This is a genomic window from Streptomyces sp. NPDC036813, assembly GCF_055609245.1.
In genome coordinates this window covers 1-18,069 of record NZ_JBVJPV010000031.1, presented here as the reverse complement: position 1 = coordinate 18,069, position 18,069 = coordinate 1, and the positions used below count along the sequence as shown (strand labels likewise).

Annotated in this window: 18 protein-coding genes, 1 pseudogene and 1 CRISPR repeat array (1 of these 20 only partly in view); of the genes and pseudogenes, 14 read left to right on the top strand and 5 right to left on the bottom strand. The window is 69.4% G+C overall.

Annotated features, from left to right (window positions below; genetic code table 11):
* Positions 1-2,337: a CRISPR direct-repeat array (repeat unit 29 nt; unit sequence CTGCTCCCCGCGCACGCGGGGATGGTCCC); it reaches 1,352 nt to the left of the window's first position.
* Between the two features lie 532 nt (positions 2,338-2,869).
* A pseudogene (locus ACZ67Q_RS38410) lies at positions 2,870-3,061 on the top strand (lamin tail domain-containing protein); the annotation flags it as partial.
* Positions 3,062-3,242: 181 nt separating this feature from the next.
* Positions 3,243-3,878 carry a DUF6417 family protein gene (locus ACZ67Q_RS38405; protein WP_471191971.1) on the top strand — a complete coding sequence of 212 codons (636 nt, stop codon included), beginning with the start codon at positions 3,243-3,245 and terminating at the stop codon, positions 3,876-3,878.
* A gap of 16 nt (positions 3,879-3,894) precedes the next feature.
* Here ACZ67Q_RS38405 and ACZ67Q_RS38400 read toward each other — a convergent pair whose 3' ends face one another.
* On the bottom strand, positions 3,895-4,095 hold the full coding sequence (locus tag ACZ67Q_RS38400; protein ID WP_471191965.1) for a hypothetical protein: 201 nt from the start codon (positions 4,093-4,095) through the stop codon (positions 3,895-3,897).
* A 426-nt stretch (positions 4,096-4,521) separates the two neighbouring features.
* Between ACZ67Q_RS38400 and ACZ67Q_RS38395 the strand changes: the two genes are divergently transcribed.
* The 10 genes from ACZ67Q_RS38395 (at position 4,522) to istB (ending at position 13,266) form a co-directional block, all read left to right on the top strand.
* Positions 4,522-5,163 (top strand): HAD family hydrolase, encoded by a 642-nt coding sequence (locus ACZ67Q_RS38395; protein WP_471191961.1) that lies wholly within the window; start codon positions 4,522-4,524, stop codon positions 5,161-5,163.
* 106 nt (positions 5,164-5,269) lie between these two features.
* Complete coding sequence (locus ACZ67Q_RS38390; protein WP_471191958.1) at positions 5,270-6,451, top strand: helix-turn-helix domain-containing protein; 1,182 nt, start codon at positions 5,270-5,272, stop codon at positions 6,449-6,451.
* Positions 6,452-6,823: 372 nt separating this feature from the next.
* Positions 6,824-7,033 carry a hypothetical protein gene (locus ACZ67Q_RS38385; RefSeq protein WP_471191955.1) on the top strand — a complete coding sequence of 70 codons (210 nt, stop codon included), beginning with the start codon at positions 6,824-6,826 and terminating at the stop codon, positions 7,031-7,033.
* Positions 7,030-7,410 (top strand): DUF6415 family natural product biosynthesis protein, encoded by a 381-nt coding sequence (locus ACZ67Q_RS38380; RefSeq protein WP_471191952.1) that lies wholly within the window; start codon positions 7,030-7,032, stop codon positions 7,408-7,410. The genes ACZ67Q_RS38385 and ACZ67Q_RS38380 overlap by 4 nt, the downstream gene beginning before the upstream one ends.
* A 267-nt stretch (positions 7,411-7,677) precedes the next feature.
* Positions 7,678-8,787 carry a radical SAM/SPASM domain-containing protein gene (locus ACZ67Q_RS38375; protein WP_471191949.1) on the top strand — a complete coding sequence of 370 codons (1,110 nt, stop codon included), beginning with the start codon at positions 7,678-7,680 and terminating at the stop codon, positions 8,785-8,787.
* On the top strand, positions 8,784-9,395 hold the full coding sequence (gene tmk, locus ACZ67Q_RS38370; RefSeq protein WP_471191946.1) for a dTMP kinase: 612 nt from the start codon (positions 8,784-8,786) through the stop codon (positions 9,393-9,395). Before ACZ67Q_RS38375 ends, tmk begins: the two co-directional genes overlap by 4 nt.
* A complete protein-coding gene (locus tag ACZ67Q_RS38365; RefSeq protein ID WP_471191943.1) occupies positions 9,395-10,198 on the top strand; it encodes an endonuclease/exonuclease/phosphatase family protein in 804 nt (267 codons plus the stop codon). The genes tmk and ACZ67Q_RS38365 overlap by 1 nt, the downstream gene beginning before the upstream one ends.
* A 38-nt stretch (positions 10,199-10,236) precedes the next feature.
* Complete coding sequence (locus ACZ67Q_RS38360) at positions 10,237-10,551, top strand: MazG-like family protein (protein ID WP_471191940.1); 315 nt, start codon at positions 10,237-10,239, stop codon at positions 10,549-10,551.
* 289 nt (positions 10,552-10,840) lie between these two features.
* On the top strand, positions 10,841-12,457 hold the full coding sequence (istA, locus tag ACZ67Q_RS38355) for an IS21 family transposase (RefSeq protein ID WP_471192005.1): 1,617 nt from the start codon (positions 10,841-10,843) through the stop codon (positions 12,455-12,457).
* A gap of 11 nt (positions 12,458-12,468) precedes the next feature.
* Positions 12,469-13,266 carry an IS21-like element helper ATPase IstB gene (gene istB, locus ACZ67Q_RS38350; protein ID WP_466919193.1) on the top strand — a complete coding sequence of 266 codons (798 nt, stop codon included), beginning with the start codon at positions 12,469-12,471 and terminating at the stop codon, positions 13,264-13,266.
* A gap of 29 nt (positions 13,267-13,295) precedes the next feature.
* Here the strand turns inward: istB and ACZ67Q_RS38345 are convergent, their stop codons facing one another.
* Entirely contained in the window at positions 13,296-13,586 is a 291-nt protein-coding gene (locus tag ACZ67Q_RS38345) for a hypothetical protein (RefSeq protein ID WP_471191937.1), read from the bottom strand.
* Positions 13,587-13,913: 327 nt separating this feature from the next.
* Between ACZ67Q_RS38345 and ACZ67Q_RS38340 the strand changes: the two genes are divergently transcribed.
* A complete protein-coding gene (locus tag ACZ67Q_RS38340) occupies positions 13,914-14,411 on the top strand; it encodes a hypothetical protein (RefSeq protein WP_471191936.1) in 498 nt (165 codons plus the stop codon).
* A gap of 8 nt (positions 14,412-14,419) precedes the next feature.
* On the opposite strand, the gene ACZ67Q_RS38335 is transcribed toward ACZ67Q_RS38340, so the two are convergent.
* Positions 14,420-16,006, bottom strand: coding sequence for an ISL3 family transposase (locus ACZ67Q_RS38335; RefSeq protein WP_471191934.1), 1,587 nt, complete (start codon positions 16,004-16,006; stop codon positions 14,420-14,422).
* Positions 16,007-16,266: 260 nt separating this feature from the next.
* On the opposite strand from ACZ67Q_RS38335, the gene ACZ67Q_RS38330 reads away from it, so the two are divergent.
* Positions 16,267-16,518 (top strand): hypothetical protein, encoded by a 252-nt coding sequence (locus tag ACZ67Q_RS38330; RefSeq protein WP_471191933.1) that lies wholly within the window; start codon positions 16,267-16,269, stop codon positions 16,516-16,518.
* A gap of 90 nt (positions 16,519-16,608) precedes the next feature.
* Here the strand turns inward: ACZ67Q_RS38330 and ACZ67Q_RS38325 are convergent, their stop codons facing one another.
* Complete coding sequence (locus ACZ67Q_RS38325; protein WP_471191932.1) at positions 16,609-16,971, bottom strand: hypothetical protein; 363 nt, start codon at positions 16,969-16,971, stop codon at positions 16,609-16,611.
* 187 nt (positions 16,972-17,158) lie between these two features.
* Complete coding sequence (locus ACZ67Q_RS38320) at positions 17,159-17,569, bottom strand: hypothetical protein (protein WP_471191931.1); 411 nt, start codon at positions 17,567-17,569, stop codon at positions 17,159-17,161.
* Between the last annotated feature and the right edge of the window lie 500 nt (positions 17,570-18,069).

The window sequence follows — 18,069 nt, the reverse complement described above, 5'->3', positions numbered from 1 at the left end:
CGCACGCGGGGATGGTCCCAACTGTTTCCAGTCCGTTCGATTTCACTCGAACTGCTCCCCGCGCACGCGGGGATGGTCCCTGGGCGGCGAGTGGCCCGCCCGCCTAGCTGCGCTGCTCCCCGCGCACGCGGGGATGGTCCCGGCATCGTCTCCATCGCCGCCGACGCCCAAGACTGCTCCCCGCGCACGCGGGGATGGTCCCCATCTGCGCAACCTCGACGACACCGTCGAATCCTGCTCCCCGCGCACGCGGGGATGGTCCCGCCAGCCAGCTTGGGGGGCAGGTTCATTCGCCCTGCTCCCCGCGCACGCGGGGATGGTCCCGCGGTTCCCACAACGGAGGAAATCAGCGCTGCCTGCTCCCCGCGCACGCGGGGATGGTCCCGTCGACTGGGGCAAGCTCGGCCCCAAGCTGGGCTGCTCCCCGCGCACGCGGGGATGGTCCCAGCCACATCGAGGCCGTGGAGCTGCGGGAGACCTGCTCCCCGCGCACGCGGGGATGGTCCCCTGCGCACGGGCGTTCTGGAACCGCACGATCCCTGCTCCCCGCGCACGCGGGGATGGTCCCAAGCCGAACGCCTGGCGGCACGACATCGCCAGCTGCTCCCCGCGCACGCGGGGATGGTCCCGTCTACAACGGCCTTCCGCCGGGCGTGCAGCACTGCTCCCCGCGCACGCGGGGATGGTCCCCAAGGCCGCGGCCGCGGGCGGGACGATACGGGCTGCTCCCCGCGCACGCGGGGATGGTCCCGTCCCGGACCAGCAGACGGGTGAGCCCGATCTCTGCTCCCCGCGCACGCGGGGATGGTCCCGTTGCCCTCAAAGACCCCAAGTCCACGTTCGGCTGCTCCCCGCGCACGCGGGGATGGTCCCGCCCAGTTCACGGAGCACCGGGTGACCGTTGACTGCTCCCCGCGCACGCGGGGATGGTCCCTGCGCCAGCTCGACGAGCGCGTCAAGGAGCTGCTGCTCCCCGCGCACGCGGGGATGGTCCCGAACAGCTCCGCGCGGAGGCGGCGAAGAAGAACTGCTCCCCGCGCACGCGGGGATGGTCCCTGCAACGCGGAGAAGGGCGGCCGGGTCCTGGACTGCTCCCCGCGCACGCGGGGATGGTCCCGCGAGGGGCTCAGGGGGCATGGGGACGATGACCTGCTCCCCGCGCACGCGGGGATGGTCCCAAGGCTCCGCTCCCGCACGTACCGGGCATCGACTGCTCCCCGCGCACGCGGGGATGGTCCCATGCTCGGGACCTGGAAGGCCGGGGTGACGAACTGCTTCCCGCGCACGCGGGGATGGTCCCCTCGCCGCGATCGAGCAGGCCTACAAGACGGTCTGCTCCCCGCGCACGCGGGGATGGTCCCACGTCAGCCTCCCGGCAGAAGCTTGGTCAGGACTGCTCCCCGCGCACGCGGGGATGGTCCCCGCTCAGCGTTCCGCCACCCCTACCGAGAGGACTGCTCCCCGCGCACGCGGGGATGGTCCCCATCGGCAGCTGCCTGGAGTGCTACGACGGCACTGCTCCCCGCGCACGCGGGGATGGTCCCAAACTCATCGGCTCCCGCCTTGGCACCGCGGACTGCTCCCCGCGCACGCGGGGATGGTCCCGGTGGGGGCGTGGGCCGGGTGAGGTCGATGGCCTGCTCCCCGCGCACGCGGGGATGGTCCCCTGGTAGCGATCGGGTGGGATGAGCCGTCAGCCTGCTCCCCTCGCACGCGGGGATGGTCCCTGGGACCCTTTTCCCGTGCCGCTGCGCGAGGACTGCTCCCCGCGCACGCGGGGATGGTCCCCCTGCTCGCGCGTACCCGACCCCGGCCCCGCCCTGCTCCCCGCGCACGCGGGGATGGTCCCTGCGCGCCGACCGCAACCGGCTGGCCAACCAGCTGCTCCCCGCGCACGCGGGGATGGTCCCCACAGGTGCATTTGCCGCATGAGCGCACCGAACTGCTCCCCGCGCACGCGGGGATGGTCCCGGTGTCACGCTCGCCTGCGAAATGCTGTTCTCCTGCTCCCCGCGCACGCGGGGATGGTCCCACCCGGACATGGTGGAAAGCCTGACCAGCCTGCTGCTCCCCGCGCACGCGGGGATGGTCCCCCGTCCTCCCCGCGGGGCAGGCCACGCAGGATCTGCTCCCCGCGCACGCGGGGATGGTCCCAACACCGGTGGCGCGACAGCGTCGTCCCAGCACTGCTCCCCGCGCACGCGGGGATGGTCCCGCCGCCACCGAGACCAAGGCGCAGCAGCTCCACTGCTCCCCGCGCACGCGGGGATGGTCCCTGGCCCGCCGTGTACGAGGCGGCGCTCGTCACCTGCTCCCCGCGCACGCGGGGATGGTTCCCGAACGGGGCAGTAGGACACAACCATCCTTCTCTGCTCCCCGCGCACGCGGGGGGATGGTCCCGCCTGGGCGGCACCATCCTTCTCTGCTCCCCGCGCACGCGGGGGGATGGTCCCGCCTGGGCGGCGACGTCGGGCGCGCCGCCCTCCTGCTCCCGCGCACGCGGGGATGGTCCCCCGGGGCCGTTCTCTTCCCAGCGGGCGGTGTCCTGCTCCCCGCGGACGCGAGGATGGTCCCGAGGAGCCAGTTCCAAGTCGGTCGGCGATGCTCTGCTCCCCGGCCACGCGGGGATGGTCCCACGCCCTGGGGACTGCTGCCGTCCGACCACGGCTGCTCCCAGTGCACGCGGGTATGGTCCCTCCCTCCCTTACCGCCGGCATCAATCCGTTTCGTCGCTGCTCCGCGCGCACGCGAGCGCGAAGGAAATTGCGCACCCGAAGGACGCGCAGCTCGTAGGGAACGCACTCGCCTTCCTTGCATACCAGCAGCTGTCCGCAGAGCGGCAGGCGTCCGTGCAAGTGGTGGCGCGGTCCGCCTGGACGGCCGTTCCACCGTCCGCGTCCACACCGGCGAAAGCCGCGACGCCCGCCACGATGTGTTCCAGGACCGCCGCAACTACGTCTGGAACAACGACCGCGGCACCGCCACCCTGCGCAACGACCGCGGCCGCTTCATCGACGACCTCTCCTGGGGCCACCACCACCGCGGTGGGCACCACCACTGACCGCACCAGCGACATAGCTGACGCCCGGCCGGCATAGGCGTCAGCACAGTGGGGCCACCCCTCGTCGGCGGGGGGCCCACCCGCGTGGCGTCTTCTATCACGAGTGCAAGGCCGGCGCAGGGTCATTCGCCAGCACCGCGTCAAGGCTCTAGCGTCTGCTCCGGCATCAAGCATGGCGAGGTTGAGGGTAGGCATGAACGCCCGGCAGGCACGGTTGGACGCCCTTGGCTCCCTGCGCGAGCAGGAGACGGGGTCCGTCTATGGCTGGGTGCTGTCCACCGATGTGCCGCCCGGTCTGCAGCAGTCTCTGCAGAGCGCGGCCGCCCAGGGCCTGGTTGAGCTGGCCGACCGGGAGGACCGCGCGGAACTGTCCGCCCACGAGGGGCGCCCCGTTCTCTGGGCTGCCCGCCTCAGTGCCCAGGGCCACGACGTCCTGACCTACCTGCACGCCTCTCCCCACCCCACCCCGCACAGCACACCGCCAGCAGCCCAAGAGCAGATGATCGAGCTGCGTCCCGCGCAGATGGACGCCCTGCGCGTGTACGCGAGCCTTGGCCCAGTCTTGCGCGTACCACCGGCCGAAGGCCTCGTCGAACGTGTGCGCACCGCCTGCTTCGACCGGCCAGGCAACCGCTGGCGCATGACTCTCACAGCCGGGCAGATCGACTCGGTCGGCTACGCCTTCTACCTGCGCGCGCTGAGCGGCTCGGTGGCGGAGGCCAACTGGTTCGCCCGCGAGTACGGCGTCGCCTACCGGCCCGAGGCGGCGACCGGCCGCCGGGGCGCCGTGCGCCCATCGCCTACCGTCTCGCCTTGACGGCATGAGCTTGGCATCAGCCTTCGCTGTGCGTCGGGCTGGCCTCGGGGGCGGGAATGACCTGTCCGGTCCAGCTCCAGGGTTCGTGTCCTGGGTCCCAGGTCACCTCGACGCTGGTGCCGTGGAAGTCTCGGGCGAGTTCCTTCACCATCGTGGCCGCGGCGGCCAACGCTGCTTCGGGGTCGAGTAGCTCGCTGTTGAGGCGCCCGCAGAGCATTCCGCCTTCCGGCAATGAGCACGCTGTGACGCCAGCCTTCCGGCGTCGCGAGCAGCACGATGGCCTTGGGCAGGCCGAAGGAAGGCCGCTGTGTCTTCTTTCGTCTCGCCACTCGGTCGTTTAACATCGCTGCCGCAGCACCGCGTCGTTATCCCGGGCCGAGCCCATCGCTGGCCTGAGGTTCGGGGCACGGGCCATGGCCCGATGTCCAAAGCCCGCCGACCAGCGTCGTGCTGAACGTGACGGTCACAGGCAAGCCGGGCCATGTCTCCGTGGTCCCGAACACCGCCGGGTACGCGCCGCGTACCCGGAGGCGACCCCGGCCGAGCTCGCCAGCCTGTGCACCCAGTACGGCGTTTCGCATCCGGGATAGGGCCGGCGGCCTCGCTTGCACGTAGCCGGTGCGGTGCGCCGTAGGCTCCAGGCGTGATTGATACGTTCGTGTTCGACGTCGGCGAGACCATCACCAGGGATGACCGCTACTGGGCCTCGTGGTCCGACTGGCTCGGCATCCCGCGTCACACACTGTCCGCCCTCGTCGGTGCAGTGGTCGCCCAAGGCCTGGACAACGCTGAGGCGCTGCGCCTGGCCCGACCGGACATCGACGTCGCTACCGAATATCAGGCCCGGGAGGCTGCCGGCCGGGGGGAGCAGCTGGGGGAGAGCGACCTCTATGACGACGTGCGCCCGGCGTTGGCAGCTCTCCGGCAGGCCGGTTCGCGCGTGATCATTGCGGGCAACCAGACGCCGCGCGCAGGGCAGCTTCTCCGTGACCTGGACCTGCCGGCTGATCTGATCGTCACGTCGGGGGAGTGGGGGGTAGCGAAGCCGCAGCCGGAGTTCTTCCAGCGGGTTATCGAGGTGGCGCATGCGGCCCCGGAGGCAACCTTGTACGTCGGCGACCACCCGGCGAACGACGTCTTCCCCGCGAAGGCGGCTGGGCTCCGTGTCGCGCACCTGCGCCGTGGCCCGTGGGGGCACCTGTGGGCGGATGACCCGGATGTCAGGGAAGCGGCGGACTGGCGGATCGATAGCCTCGCCCAGCTCGTGGAGCTGACCGGTAGTTGATCACGGCTGCGGCCCCGACGCGGCGCCCTTCGCGACCTCCCAAGGTGTGCACAGAGCGTCTCGATGCCGGTACGGTCTGAAGTGACCGTACTGAACTGGAGCCGCAATGGCAGCACTTGGGTATGGCGGGTTAGGGCGTCGGATCGCCTACTACCGGCGGCTGCGGCGCATGACGCAGGAGCAGCTTGCCCAGGCTGCCTGTGTCGCGCTCGGGACGATCCGCAAGATCGAGCGTGGCGAGCGAGGGGTAGGCGACGCGACCCTCGAAGCCATCGCGGCCGCCCTGTCTCTCGACCCGCCGCAGCTCCGCACAGACCGCAGCCCGGCCCACACTCCGGTGCACGACTCCCTGCCAGCCCTCTCCGCAGTCATCGCCACGTACGACGTGCCCGAAGACGGCCCCACCCGGCCCATCCCGGAGTTGCACGTCGCCGTCCGCGAGGCTGCCGACTGGCGTCTGTCCGCCCAGTACACGCGGATCGCCCGCCGGATGCCAGACCTGCTCGCCGAGCTGGCTCGCGCCTACTATGCCGCCGCGCCGGAGCAACGAGCCGAGCTGGCCGGTCTTCTGGTCCGGGCGTACCGCTCAGCCGACGCGGTCGCGTACAAGTTCGGCGCCCGCGACCTCTCCGCGCGACTCATCGAGCTCATGAGGTGGGCCGCGCCGGAAGCAGACGATCCGCTGCTGGCTGCGACCGTCGCCTACGTGCGCACCGAGACCTTCTTCGCCGCGCGCGCCCACGCCGCAGGCCTTCGTGCTCTCGAGCAGGCATTGGACGCCGCCCCAGCGCCGTCAAGTCGGCAGGAGGCCGGGGCGCGCGGCGCGCTCCACATGAGGGCGGCGGTCATCGCCGGCCGGGCGCGGGACGCATCGGCTGCCGTCACGCATCTGGCGGAGGCCGAGGCGCTCGCCGACCAGGTGCCGGAGGACGTGTACCGCGGCACCGCCTTCGGGCCCGACTCGGTTCGCATTCACGAGGTATCCGTGGCTGTGAGCCTTGGTGACGATCACATCGGGCGTGCCCTGGACGTGGCCAGCGAGTGGAAGCCGCCCGCAGACCTGCCCGCGGAGCGCCGCTCGGGGTTCTACATCGAACTGGCCCGGGCCCAGCTCTGGTCGGGCATGGCCGACGACGCGTTCGAGTCGCTGAAGGTGGCCCGGCGCATTGCGCCGCAACACACCCGCGAGCACCCATGGGTGCGTGAAGACGCCTCTACTCTGCGCCGCTTGAAGCGCGCGGACTCCGAGACGCTCTCCAACTTCGCGGAGTGGTGCTCGGCGACCTGAGCAGTCCCAGCTACCCCCAGGAGGGGTACTTGGGGTACCTGGCGCCCCCCACCATCTGTTGCACGCGCAGGAACCAACAGATGGGGGACGCGATGCCGGACGCACAGCAGCTTGCGCCCACCGTCATCGACGGGCAGGTGAGCATCGTCCGGCTACACGGCGAAGCCTGCTTCGACTGCGGAGCAGTCAACAGGCCCCTGCGCGCCGCCGGCCACGTGGTCCTTCGTGGCAGCGGCCGCGTGTGGCAGATAGTCACATGCGGCTGCCGCACCAAGGACGTATCGGCATGACCGGCAACATCAGCAGACCCCGGCGACCGCGCGAACGGCCCCGGGGCGTGGCCAACGCTCAAACCAGCCAGGGAGCGTCGACATGACGAACGGTACCTGCCCGACCCAGAACCGCCCACCCAGCCACAAGATGACGATCCGGGTCTACCAGGTGGACCGCAGCGGCACGGTCACCCAGGACCGCGGCGAGGTCAGCGTCATCCCCTACGGAGAGGAGCCGCTGCCGCTCTCCTCCGCCTTCCCGCCGTGCAAGTGCCCTCGGTGCCGGGCCGGACAGGCGGTGACTCGGTGAACGCCATCATCGAGAGCAGCAACGCGACCGCACCCGTGCACATCGCCACGATGCGCGAGACCGCGGTCCGTTTGCTCGGGCCGGAAGACGGCCGCGAGATGCCTCCTCCGGCCCCCGACGACCTGGAGTCGGTCACCGCGCTTCTGCGGGGCCACCTGGAGCTCATGATCTCGGAGGTCGAGGCCAAGGCGGCACGGCTGACGAAGAACAGCGTCGCGCGTTACTGCGCCCTCGCCTGTGTCGGCGAGGCCCGCCGCAAGCTGAGCACCGGCGCCACCCCCCGCTACGGCGGCGAGGCCGGCCACGCAAGGCGCCTGGCCCGCGTGCTGCGCGCCCTGTGTGACCACTACGAGGCCAAGGGCCACGCCCAGCGATGAAGACGATCACCAGTCTCCTCGTGTACGTGGCCGTCGTGACCACGCCGGTCCTCGCCCTGGTGCTGGCGCGGACGTCCGGCTGACGCCCCCACCACGGCGACCGCAGGGACAGGGTCGCACCCCATAGACGCCCCTCCCGTCGGCGGACCGCAAGCCGCTGGCGGGAGGGGTCGCAAGTCTCCCCGCCCACCTGCGCGGCCGCATGGCGGCCCTCGAGCGCGGTGCAGCGATGCCTAGCGACTTCAATCCGTCTCACGGAGGTCCTTCATGACCGCACGACCGCTCCTCACGGAGGGGCAGGCAGCGTCCTGCTACTTCCGCACGACCGTCGACCACCCGTACCGCAAGGCACTCATCCAGATCTGCGAGCCGTGCAACGAGACCTGCAAGCACTGCTTCGTGTCCGCGACGAAGCGCGGCGACTACATGGACTGGGGCGCCGTCCGGGAACAGCTGATTCCGCAGCTGGCCGAAGCCCGCGTCAACAGGGTGACGCTGACCGGCGGTGAGCCGTTCATGCACCCGCACCTGATCCCCATCGTCGACGACTTCCGCGAGGCCGGCATGTCCGTCGGGATCTGCACGAACGCGACAATGGTGACAGACGAGCAGATCGCCACCCTGGCGGAGCTCGGCGTCCACATGAACGTGTCACTCGACGGATTCTCGGCCGACAGTCACGGCGTGTTCCGTGGCCGTCCCGAGGGGTTCGCCGAGACGGTCGACACCGTCCGCAGGTTCGGGAAGGCAGGCATCCTGCAAGGGCTGCTGTGCACCCCGAACAACCTCGCCCAGGACGAGGAGTACGCGCAGCTGTGCGCCTTCGCCAAGGAACATGGCGCGAAGTACGTTCTCCTCAACCCGCTCGGTGAGATGGGCCGCGGGGCGGCGAAGTCGGCACAGCGGCTGCGCCGGCCGGACGACCACATGCGGCACATCCACGGCCTGACGATGCCGTTCGCCGACGACGACCTCGAGATCGTCCACATTCGTTTCCCCAACGCCGACAAGCCCCTGAGCGGCTGTGAGGCGGGAACGATCATCTATGTGTTCACGAAGGGCGAGGTCACCGTCTGTCCGTACCTCGTCTTCGCCGCCCGGACCCGCGTCTCGCAGCACCCGGACACGGACTTCATCGTCGGCAACGTGTGGACGGACAGTGACATCGCGGCGCGCCTGGACGCCTACAACTTCCATGATCGGTGGCAGGTCGGCGACAACCCGACCTGCGGGTCCTGCGCCCTGTCCGACGGGTGCGGGAAGGGCTGCCCGGCAGCGGTCGTCACCTCGGGGCAGCGGATCGGAGCCGTGGACACCGAGCTGTGCCCGACGGTCCCGCATCAGCCCCGGGTGCTGCCCGTGGTCGGTGTGTCGTGAGCGGCCGGTTCATCACCATCGACGGGCCGGGCGGCGTAGGGAAATCAACCGTCGCTGCCGGCGTCGTCGAGCTGCTGCGCGCCGAGGGCCTGCCCGTGTTTGCGACCCGCGAGCCGAGCGCGAGCCCGCTAGGGCAGCTCGCGCGACACGGGACTGACGAATACCAGGGGATGAGCATGGCTTGCCTCATCGCCGCCGACCGGTACCAGCACGTCGAGCAGGAGATCCGGCCGGCGCTCGCCCGGGGCGAGATCGTCGTCTGTGACCGCTACGTCCCTTCGTCGTTGGTGCTTCAGGTGATGGACGGTGTCCCGCGCGATGTGGTCTGGGAACTTAACCGGCACGCAGACATGCCTGATCTCGCGGCGATCGTCAACGCACGCGAGGACGTCATCATCAAACGCCTCGAGGCGCGCGGCACGCACTCCCGGTACGAGCGGGAGGAGCGCGGCACCCAGCGGGAATGCGCGTACTACTACGAGGCCGCTAGGTTCCTCATGGCCACCGGCGTCCGCGTGATGCAACTGGACGCGTCGACCGCCGAGGCCGAGGATGTCGCCCGGGCGATCGCGGCGGCGATCACCGAACCGCGGACGAGGGGCGCCTGATGACCACCCTGGACGTGCTGACGTTCAACCTGAACAACCCCGGCCCGGAGCGCGCCGAGCGCCAGCTCGACTACCTCGCCGCGCGCCCGGAGTCGGTCCTCGTTCTGACCGAGACCGCCGACAGCACCGGGTGCGACCTCCTCGCTTCCCGGTTCACGGCGGCCGGCTACTCGGTGACGTTCCCCCGGCCCGGCCGGGGCGAGCGCGGCGTGATGGTCGTCTCCCGGCTCGCGACCCGGCCGGGTCCTGCGGAGGTCTCCTACCTGCCGCACCGGTGCGTGTCCGTCACCGTCGACAGCGACCAGGGCGCGGTCGACGTGATCGGCCTGTACGTGCCCTCGCGGGACGCCACGGAGACCAAGACGACCCGGAAGCGGGCGTTCCTGGAGGAGCTCCGTACTGCTCTGCCGCCGGGCCTCGGTCTGCGCCTGGTCCTCGGGGACTTCAACATCCTGGAGCCCAACCACACGCCCCAGTACCGGTTCTTCCAGCGGTTCGAGTACGCGGCCTACGAGTGGTTCGGGATGGCCGGCTACCGCGACGCCTTCCGCGCGCTGCACCCCGACGCCCTCGAATACTCGTGGGTCGGCCGGACCGGCGACGGCTACCGGTACGACCACGCGCACGCATCGACCCGCCTGGTGACCCTGCTCCGCGGATGCTCCTACGTCCACGAGGTGCGCACCAGCAGCGATCGACTCACCGATCATTCCGCGCTATCGGTGCAGCTCAACGCGAACGCTACGGTGCCGCTGTCGGTGGCCGACCCGGCCGGCCTTGTCGCGGCCGACGGCCTGTTCTGACCGACCCCCGTACGCACAACCACTCTGGAGAGAGCCTGATGGAAGCGAACACCTGGGAGACCGTCGAGCGCCTGCGGAACTGGCTGGATTCGCAGAGCCCGGTGACGGGTGACACCGCGAAGGTCATGCGAGTGCTCAAGATCGGCGAGGAGTTCGGCGAGGTCGCCGAGGCCCTGCACGGGGCGATGGGCGCGAACCCACGGAAGGGCGCCAGTCACACGTGGGACGACGTCCACGAGGAGCTGTGTGACGTTGCGATCACGACACTCATCGCGCTCGCCTCGCTCACGCCGGACGCGCAGAAGCTGTTCGAGACCCGACTCCAGCGCATCGCTGACCGCTCGCTGACCTGAACAATCCCCTCAGCGGCCCCGCTCGTCTGCTTCCCTCGAGGCGGATGGGCGGGGCCTTTTCGTCAGCGGGTGAGGATGGAGACGCGGGTACCGAGGGCGTCGGCGATCCTCAGCAGGTCGCCGTAGCGGGGTTTCCTGACTGGCTTTGTTGGCCAGTTACGAGAGCGCCTGTAGCTCAGCGTGGAGAGCGCCCCCGTCCACGGGAGAGTGATGTCGCTGAGTTTTGAGAGCGCCTGGGTGCTTGCTTCGGGACCATGGTTGTGCTCTGCACGACGAGGGGGCCCGGGTGCTGCCGAAGTCCAAGGTTGACCTGTACGCGGCGATCCGCCGTGATGCGAAGGCTGGTCTGTCGAGCCGTGCTCTTCAGCGGAAGTACGGTGTCGGGTTCCTGACGGTGCAGAAGGCGTTGACGTCGGCCTGGCCGGAGCCGCGGAAGAAGCTTCCGCCTCGGCCGACGCGGCTGGATCCGTACAAGCCGTTGATCGACGAGATGCTGCGGGCCGACCTGAATGCGCCGCGCAAGCAGCGGCACACGGTGAAGCGGATTTTCGAGCGGCTGTTGGACGAGCACGGTGCGGACGAGATCTCGTACCAGATGGTCCGTGGCTACGTCGCTGACCGGCGTGAGGAGATCCGGGCCCAGGCCGGGCGAGGTGTGGTGGAAGCCTTCGTCCCGCAGACGCACAAGCCCGGAGCGGAGGCGGAGGTCGACTTCGGCGACGTGACGGTGCGGCTGGCCGGCGATCTGGTGACCCGCTACCTGTTCGCGTTCCGGCTGTCCTACTCGGGCAAGGCCGTCCACCGAATCTTCGCCTCGGCAGGTCAAGAGGCATTCTTCGAGGGCCACGTCCACGCTCTCAACACGTTGGGCGGGGTGCCGACCGGGAAGGTCCGCTACGACAACCTTAGGGCCGCGGTCGCCCAGGTACTGGGCTTCTCCCGGCATCGCGTCGAGGCCGAACGCTGGACCGCGTTCCGCTCCCACTACGGCTTGGAAGCTCTCTACTGCCAGCCCGGAATCCGCGGCGCCCACGAGAAGGGCGGGGTCGAGGGTCAGATCGGCTGGTTCCGCCGCAACCACTTCGTCCCGGTGCCCGAGGTCGCGACGCTCGCCGAGCTGAACGCGTTGATCGACCGGTGGGACCAGGAGGACGAGGACCGCCGGATCCGGTCCCGTCCCCGCACGATCGGCGAGTACTTCGCGGCCGAGCAGCCGCTGCTGGCGCCGCTGCCGCAGGAGCCCTTCGAGACGGGCCGGCTCTTCACGCTGCGGGTCGACCGCTACAGCCAGATCAGTGTCCGGACCAACCGCTACTCGGTGCCGGTCCGGCTGATCGGCCGGAACGTCCGAGCGATGCTGCACGCCTCCGAGCTGGTGGTCTACGACGGGCGGGACGAAGTCGCCCGGCATGAGCGGCTGATCGCCAAAGGCGGCACCCGCCTCGAACTGGACCACTACCTGGAAGCTCTCGTGCGCAAGCCCGGCGCTCTGCCGGGAGCGACCGCGCTCGACCAGGCACGCTCCGCAGGCCGGTTCACTCCCGTCCACGACGCGTGGTGGGACGCTGCCGTCAAGGCCCACGGCGAGCGGGACGGCACCCGCGCGCTCATCGAGGTCCTTCTCCTCGGACGGCACCTGCCGCACGAGCACCTGGTCACCGGACTTGCCGCCGCCCTCAAGACCGGGGCGCTGACGGCGGACGCCGTCGCTCTTGAAGCCCGCAAGGCAGCAGACGCCGACACCGTCCCTGCGGAGGCCCCAGAACCCTCGGCAGGAGGCCGGAACAGCGTCGCCGAGCTGCCGGCTGCCGTCCGGGCCCGCCTGCCACCCGACAAACGGCCTCTGCCGTCGGTCGCTCACTACGACCAGCTCCTGCGGCTCCGCCGCGAGCGTCCCACCCCCTGAAGGAGAACAGCGTGTCCATCCCCCGCCAGCGAGGACTCACCGAGCAGGCCGCCACGGCCGCGATCGACCAGGCATGCCGGATGCTGAGGCTGCCCACGATCCGGTCCCAGTTCCCCGAGCTCGCCGAAACCGCCGGCCGCGAGCAGATGTCCTACCTCGGTTTCCTCTCCGAGCTCCTTCTGGCCGAGTGCGACGACCGGGCCCGCCGCCGGTCCGAGCGGCGTATCAAGGCTGCCGGCTTCCCCCGCGACAAGTCGCTGCGCAAGTTCGACTTCGACGCCAACCCGAACATCGACGCGGCCATGGTCCACACCCTCGCCAAGTGTGAATGGATCAAGAAGGGCTTGCCGCTCTGCCTCATCGGCGATTCCGGCACGGGCAAGTCGCACCTGCTGATCGCGCTCGGCACGGAGGCCGCGATGGCCGGCTACCGGGTCAAGTACGTCCTGGCGACGAAGCTGGTCAACGAGCTGGTCGAAGCTGCCGACGAGAAGCAGCTGACCAAGACCATCGCCCGCTACGGCCGGGTCGACCTGCTATGCATCGACGAACTCGGCTACATGGAGCTCGACCGCCGTGGCGCCGAACTCCTCTTCCAGGTCCTGACCGAACGCGAAGAGAAGAACAGCGTCGCCATCGCCTCCAACGAGTCCTTCTCCGGCTGGACCAAGACCTTCACCGACCCCCGCCTCTGCGCGGCCATCGTCGACCGCCTCACCTTCGGCGGCAACATCATCGAGACAGGAACCGACTCCTACCGCCTCGCCACCACCCGAGCCCGCGCCGAACAACAGCTGGCCACGAGCTGACCTGGAAGCATGGGGCTTCGTGAGCATCCTCAGTGCTCACGGATCCTTGACCACCACCAGCCGCCCACCGTGAAGGCGTTCACCGGCCCAGGATTCGGCAGAGTGCGACGCTCGAACTCATCGTCGATACGAGCAACCAGCCGGCCGAGATCGCGCTGGGCACCGCGAGGGAGGTGAAGCATGACCTCTTCCAGATCATCGCGGGCATACTCCACCTCCAGTCCGGGCTGCCAGACCTGGGATGCGTTCAGATAACGGCCGGGTTGCCTGAACGCCCACTCGAAACGGGCGAGCGCGTCAGCAACTGCACCAGGCCACATGCGCTCATCCTCGACGCGGCGGACAGCTGCACGAGTCTTCGCGGAAACGCCCCGGATCCGCCGAATTACAACGTGTCTGCGAGGCCGCCACAGCTGTGCACGGACGGCCTTCGGGCGCCTACGCGGCATCGCCCTTTCTGATCAACATGCCGTCATCCTGCCACGAACGCAGCTGGCTCCGCACACACGACCGAGCCCTTCTCACCCAGGGTGCTGTTACTTCTCAGGTTCTGGTCCAACTTCTGTGGAGCGGTCACGCTATGTAATTTCTCGGGACTGGATGGCCCTTCGTGACTCGCTGACAGACCTGTTTGGGATCATGCCCGCATGGACTTTGACCTCGCCCCACCAACCGGCGTTGGCCCGTTGCGGATCGGTATGACTCGGCAATTGGCCAACACGGCGCTGGACTCACTCCGCGATCTCTCCGCGGTCTCGGCGTCCGACCGTCCGGGGCAGCACGTCTTCCGTCCCAGTGGACTGATGATCAGCATCCACTGCACGCGAGACATGCTCGAAGCCATCGAGCTCGGGAGGCCGTCGAGTCAGACGGACCGAGTCGTCTTTCGGGGCCTGGACGTGTTCGCGCTCCCGGCCCGCGAGCTGGTGCAACGCATGGGCGAGTACACCTCGATCGAGGCAGACCCTGACGATCCAGCGTCCTTCGTCGCCTCTGACCTGTTCCTGAGCTTCTGGCGCCCGTTCGCGGCGGACGACGAGCCAGAGGAAGAGCAGGGCTATTTCTTCAGCTCGGTTCTGCTGGCGCGGCCTGGCTACTACGACACCCCTGCTCAGGCTGCGGAGCGACGCCAGCAGAGTTCGTGACGGGCCCGTCAGGAGGCCAGTAGGACTCGTTTCCGCAGGAGGCCGAAGCCAGCCCGACCGTACATCTGGCGCTTGATCATTTTGATTCGATTGACGTGGCCCTCAACGACGCCGGAGCTCCAGGGCAGTGTGAGGCCGGCGGTGACGGCGGCGAGATCTCGTTCGAGGCCGTTGACGAAGGTGTGGAGGCTTGGCAGGTCATCGGCGCGGACGGCCTTGATCCACTGCGGGAGCTTGTCGCCCTGGAGCTGGGTGAGCATCTTCCCGAACGCGCGGACGTGCCCGGTGAGGGCCTCCAGTTCGGGGCAGTCGGCCAGGACGGACTTGAGTTTCAGGCGTTCGCCCTCCGGCAGGGTGTCGGGGTGAGTCAGGATCCAGCCGGTGACGGTGCGTGGGGACGGCGGACGGGCTGCCGGTGTGGTCGGGGCTGTGCGGAACGGCCGGAGGTAGGCGCGGACGGCTCCGTAACCGCCAGCGTAGCCGTGCGTCTTAATCTCTTCCCAGAGCATCCAGGCGTTCGTGCAGCCCTCAGCCCATCGCTCGTGCAGGTAGGGCTTGAAGCCGTCGAGCTTGGTCCTGGGGTTCTGCCATTGCCCCTGGAACAGGTCTTCCGGCCTCGCGGCATCCGCCAGCCGCTGGACGGTTCGATAGGTCATGCCGAGCTGGCGCTGGATCGAGCGTCGACTCTGGCCTGCGGCCAGCAGCGTGTGGACGGTGGCGTGCTTGGCGCGGGTGCGGTCGGCGAACCGGTGCCCGGTGGGCCACGGCGACCCGCTCTCGGTCCGTGCCGGAGCCGGAGCTGAATTGGCGAAGATCGCGCGGAGACACGAGCGGTGGCGGGAGACGCACCGCTCGGTCGCTTCGCCGAGGTTGCGCCAGAGGTGGAACCGGTCGGCGACTTGGACCGCGGTGGGTGCCCCGGTCCTGGCGCCCTCGGCGAAGAACGGGGCACGGTCACGACAGACGACCTCGATCCCCGGGCGCTCGGCCAGCCATGCCGCGACAGTGCCTGCCTCACGATCCGGCAGTAGGTCTACCGGCCTGCGGGTCTCGACGTCGATCAGCACGGTCCCATAGACGCGGCCCTTGCGCATCGCGTACTCGTCAACGCCGACTACGCGTGGGACCGGTGGTTGGGGTTCATGGAGGGCGTCGACCAGCCGCAGGACCGTGTTCCGGCTGACCCTCGCCCCGAAGACATCGGCCAGCCGGGCACCGGCACGGCCGGCCAGGGCGAGGCCGACCTCGCCCAACGCCGACCGCATTCGTTCAGTTCGTTGGCTGTATCGGCGGGTCAGGCCCGCCGCCTGCTCGACGAACGTCAGTCGCCCGCAGGAGAGGTCCTCGCACCTGAAGCGCCGGACCCGAAGCTGCAGCACCACCCGCCGTCCCCTCACGGGGAGGTCAGCGGGAAACCGCAGGTAAGAGCCGTGCACCCGCCCGGACCAGCTTCCGCATCCCGGACACCGAGCCCCGACCGTCCGGCATCTGACACTGACTCGGATCACCTCTCCGTCGTCCTGCATCGACACCACCCTGATCCCCGGATCCGCCCGGAAGAGCAGCTCTTCCAGCCGGAGAAGTACCTCGCGCACAGCCCAGAACCATGCGCCCGAACGCGGTCGGCACCGGCAGTTTCCAGACGATCTCGCGAGACCACCAGCAAGATCCACCGTCACAGAGCGTGGGCGCACCACAGAAGTTGGACCAGAGCCCGAGAACGGACAGCAGCGGGTGGCGTTGCTGTTCGAATCGTGCGGGCCGGCCAGCCCCTTTCGGAGAGCACATCTGAGGCATGGCGCCCGGTGGATGGCCGGTCTCGTGACTCACGGTCCCTTGGACCGTTGATCACGGCATGAAGCCACGCACCGTACTGAGGGCTGCCGCCCTCGCGACCATGCCCCTGCTCCTGGCCGCTCCCGCCCACGCTGCCGCACCCGAAGCCTCGCAAGGAGTCGGGGGGGACGGCATCACCAAGTCGTACGCGGACATCCTGGACCTCGACGACGGAATCCTGGCCATCGCTGCCCAGATCCTCAACATCAACGGAAAAGAAGGCATCATCGGGGCCCCTGGGAAGCTCCTCGGAGGCGAGCCGCTGCGCTGACCGTTCTCGTGAACAAAGCCACCTGGGCAACCGCAGACGGCGACGGCGCTGCCCGGCTGAAGTGCCGGGCAGCGCCGTCGTTTGAGAGCTTCAGATCCAGGTGGCGTAGTTGACTTCCCCATCGTGCGGCCGAGGTCCGGCGAGGGGGATGTGGCCGCGGTCGAGAAGGGCCAGCATCGCGCCCAGCCATGTCGAGAAGCCGAGGACGATGGACACCAGCGAAGACCAGGTCGCGGCTGTACTGCCCCTGACCTCATTGACGACAGTCCAGTCCAGGTCAGCAGCCACACGCGGGTCCATGGTGAGGGCAAGGCCCGTCAGAGCGCCCAGCGCCATGACCACGAAGCCGACAATGCCGACGGCGACGGGCCCGGCGGCCGGCTTCTGGCGGCCCGCCCTCTCCTTCTCCTCCTCGGTGAGGGCTGCGGTCTTTTCGAGCTCGGCCCGCTCCATTTCCGCCGCCAGAGCCTGCTCGGTGATGGCGATGGCCTCGGCCAGGACGGCCTCTTCACGGTCATGCCGGCACGGCTCGTCCCTGATGTCCTCGATCGTCGCCTGGGCCTGCGCCAGCTGCTCACGCAGCGCCTCGATCGTCCCCGCTCCACCCGGCGCTCACGACGCTCAGCGGCGAGCTGCCCGGTCAGCTCACCGATGCTCGCCTGCGCTGCGCCAAGATCCGCAACCCACCTCTGCTCCCGCTCGCGCGCAACGGCCAGATCCGCAGCCTTCTCCTCCTCCCGGCGCTCCGCCTCTGTTCCAGGCGCGCAACGTCGCGCGCGTGCTGCTCCGCCTCACCCTTCAGACGGGCCACCTCGCGCGCATGCTGCTCCTGCTGCTGCATGAGACGGGCGCGCAGATCCTCTATCGCCTGCTGCGCATTGTTGGCCTGGTCCTCCGCGGCTGCCGTCCGGTCGGCAGCCTGGTAGGCGGCGTGCTGCGCCTCATCGACGGTGGCCAGCGTCTCCATGTACAGCTGCTGGGTCCGCTCACGCACCTCGTCGCTGACCTCGCACGCGTCCAGTACGCGCTTGACGGAGTCCCGTTTGGGCATCTCCGTGATGTTCTCGTACCTGCCCCCGGGCGTTCAGCCCCCGAGACAGCCACGACCCACTCTTGCCCACCCTTGCGGCGGCTTCCCCCCGGGTGCGAAAGGCCTCGTCCACCAGCGTCTGCATGTGCGCGCACCTGACCTCCACCTGCGCAGACCGCCCCCCGCTCGCCGACCCCGTCGGCTCGGGGCCGCGCTCATGCCCTTCCTCTGCCATTGCCCCACCCCCTCGTGGCCGGTTGCCCTCCCGGGCAACGCCTTGGTCCTGCAACGACACTGCCAGGACCGACAAGCTGCCGTGACAGGATCAGCAGCACGGCAGCGCAACACGTTCACCCCTGCGAGATCACACACGGCGCAGGCACGTCTACGGCACCTGCCCGCACAGCACGATCCGCCACAGCCTCCTGTCAACGATCTCTGAATTTTGACCCCGGCTGGGTCTCCGAAAATTGACCCCCAGGTGAGTGAGCGCATCAACCAGGCGCGCGGCCTGCTGTCAG

Coding starts and splice junctions, on each gene's coding strand:
- ACZ67Q_RS38400 (WP_471191965.1), bottom strand. CDS start 4,095: ATGCTCTGCGGGCGCCTCAACAGCGAGCTACTCGACCCCGAAGCAGCG.
- ACZ67Q_RS38390 (WP_471191958.1), top strand. CDS start 5,270: ATGGCAGCACTTGGGTATGGCGGGTTAGGGCGTCGGATCGCCTACTAC.
- ACZ67Q_RS38385 (WP_471191955.1), top strand. CDS start 6,824: ATGACGAACGGTACCTGCCCGACCCAGAACCGCCCACCCAGCCACAAG.
- ACZ67Q_RS38375 (WP_471191949.1), top strand. CDS start 7,678: ATGACCGCACGACCGCTCCTCACGGAGGGGCAGGCAGCGTCCTGCTAC.
- ACZ67Q_RS38365 (WP_471191943.1), top strand. CDS start 9,395: ATGACCACCCTGGACGTGCTGACGTTCAACCTGAACAACCCCGGCCCG.
- ACZ67Q_RS38360 (WP_471191940.1), top strand. CDS start 10,237: ATGGAAGCGAACACCTGGGAGACCGTCGAGCGCCTGCGGAACTGGCTG.
- ACZ67Q_RS38345 (WP_471191937.1), bottom strand. CDS start 13,586: ATGTGGCCTGGTGCAGTTGCTGACGCGCTCGCCCGTTTCGAGTGGGCG.
- ACZ67Q_RS38340 (WP_471191936.1), top strand. CDS start 13,914: ATGGACTTTGACCTCGCCCCACCAACCGGCGTTGGCCCGTTGCGGATC.
- ACZ67Q_RS38330 (WP_471191933.1), top strand. CDS start 16,267: ATGAAGCCACGCACCGTACTGAGGGCTGCCGCCCTCGCGACCATGCCC.
- ACZ67Q_RS38325 (WP_471191932.1), bottom strand. CDS start 16,971: ATGGAGCGGGCCGAGCTCGAAAAGACCGCAGCCCTCACCGAGGAGGAG.
- ACZ67Q_RS38320 (WP_471191931.1), bottom strand. CDS start 17,569: ATGCCCAAACGGGACTCCGTCAAGCGCGTACTGGACGCGTGCGAGGTC.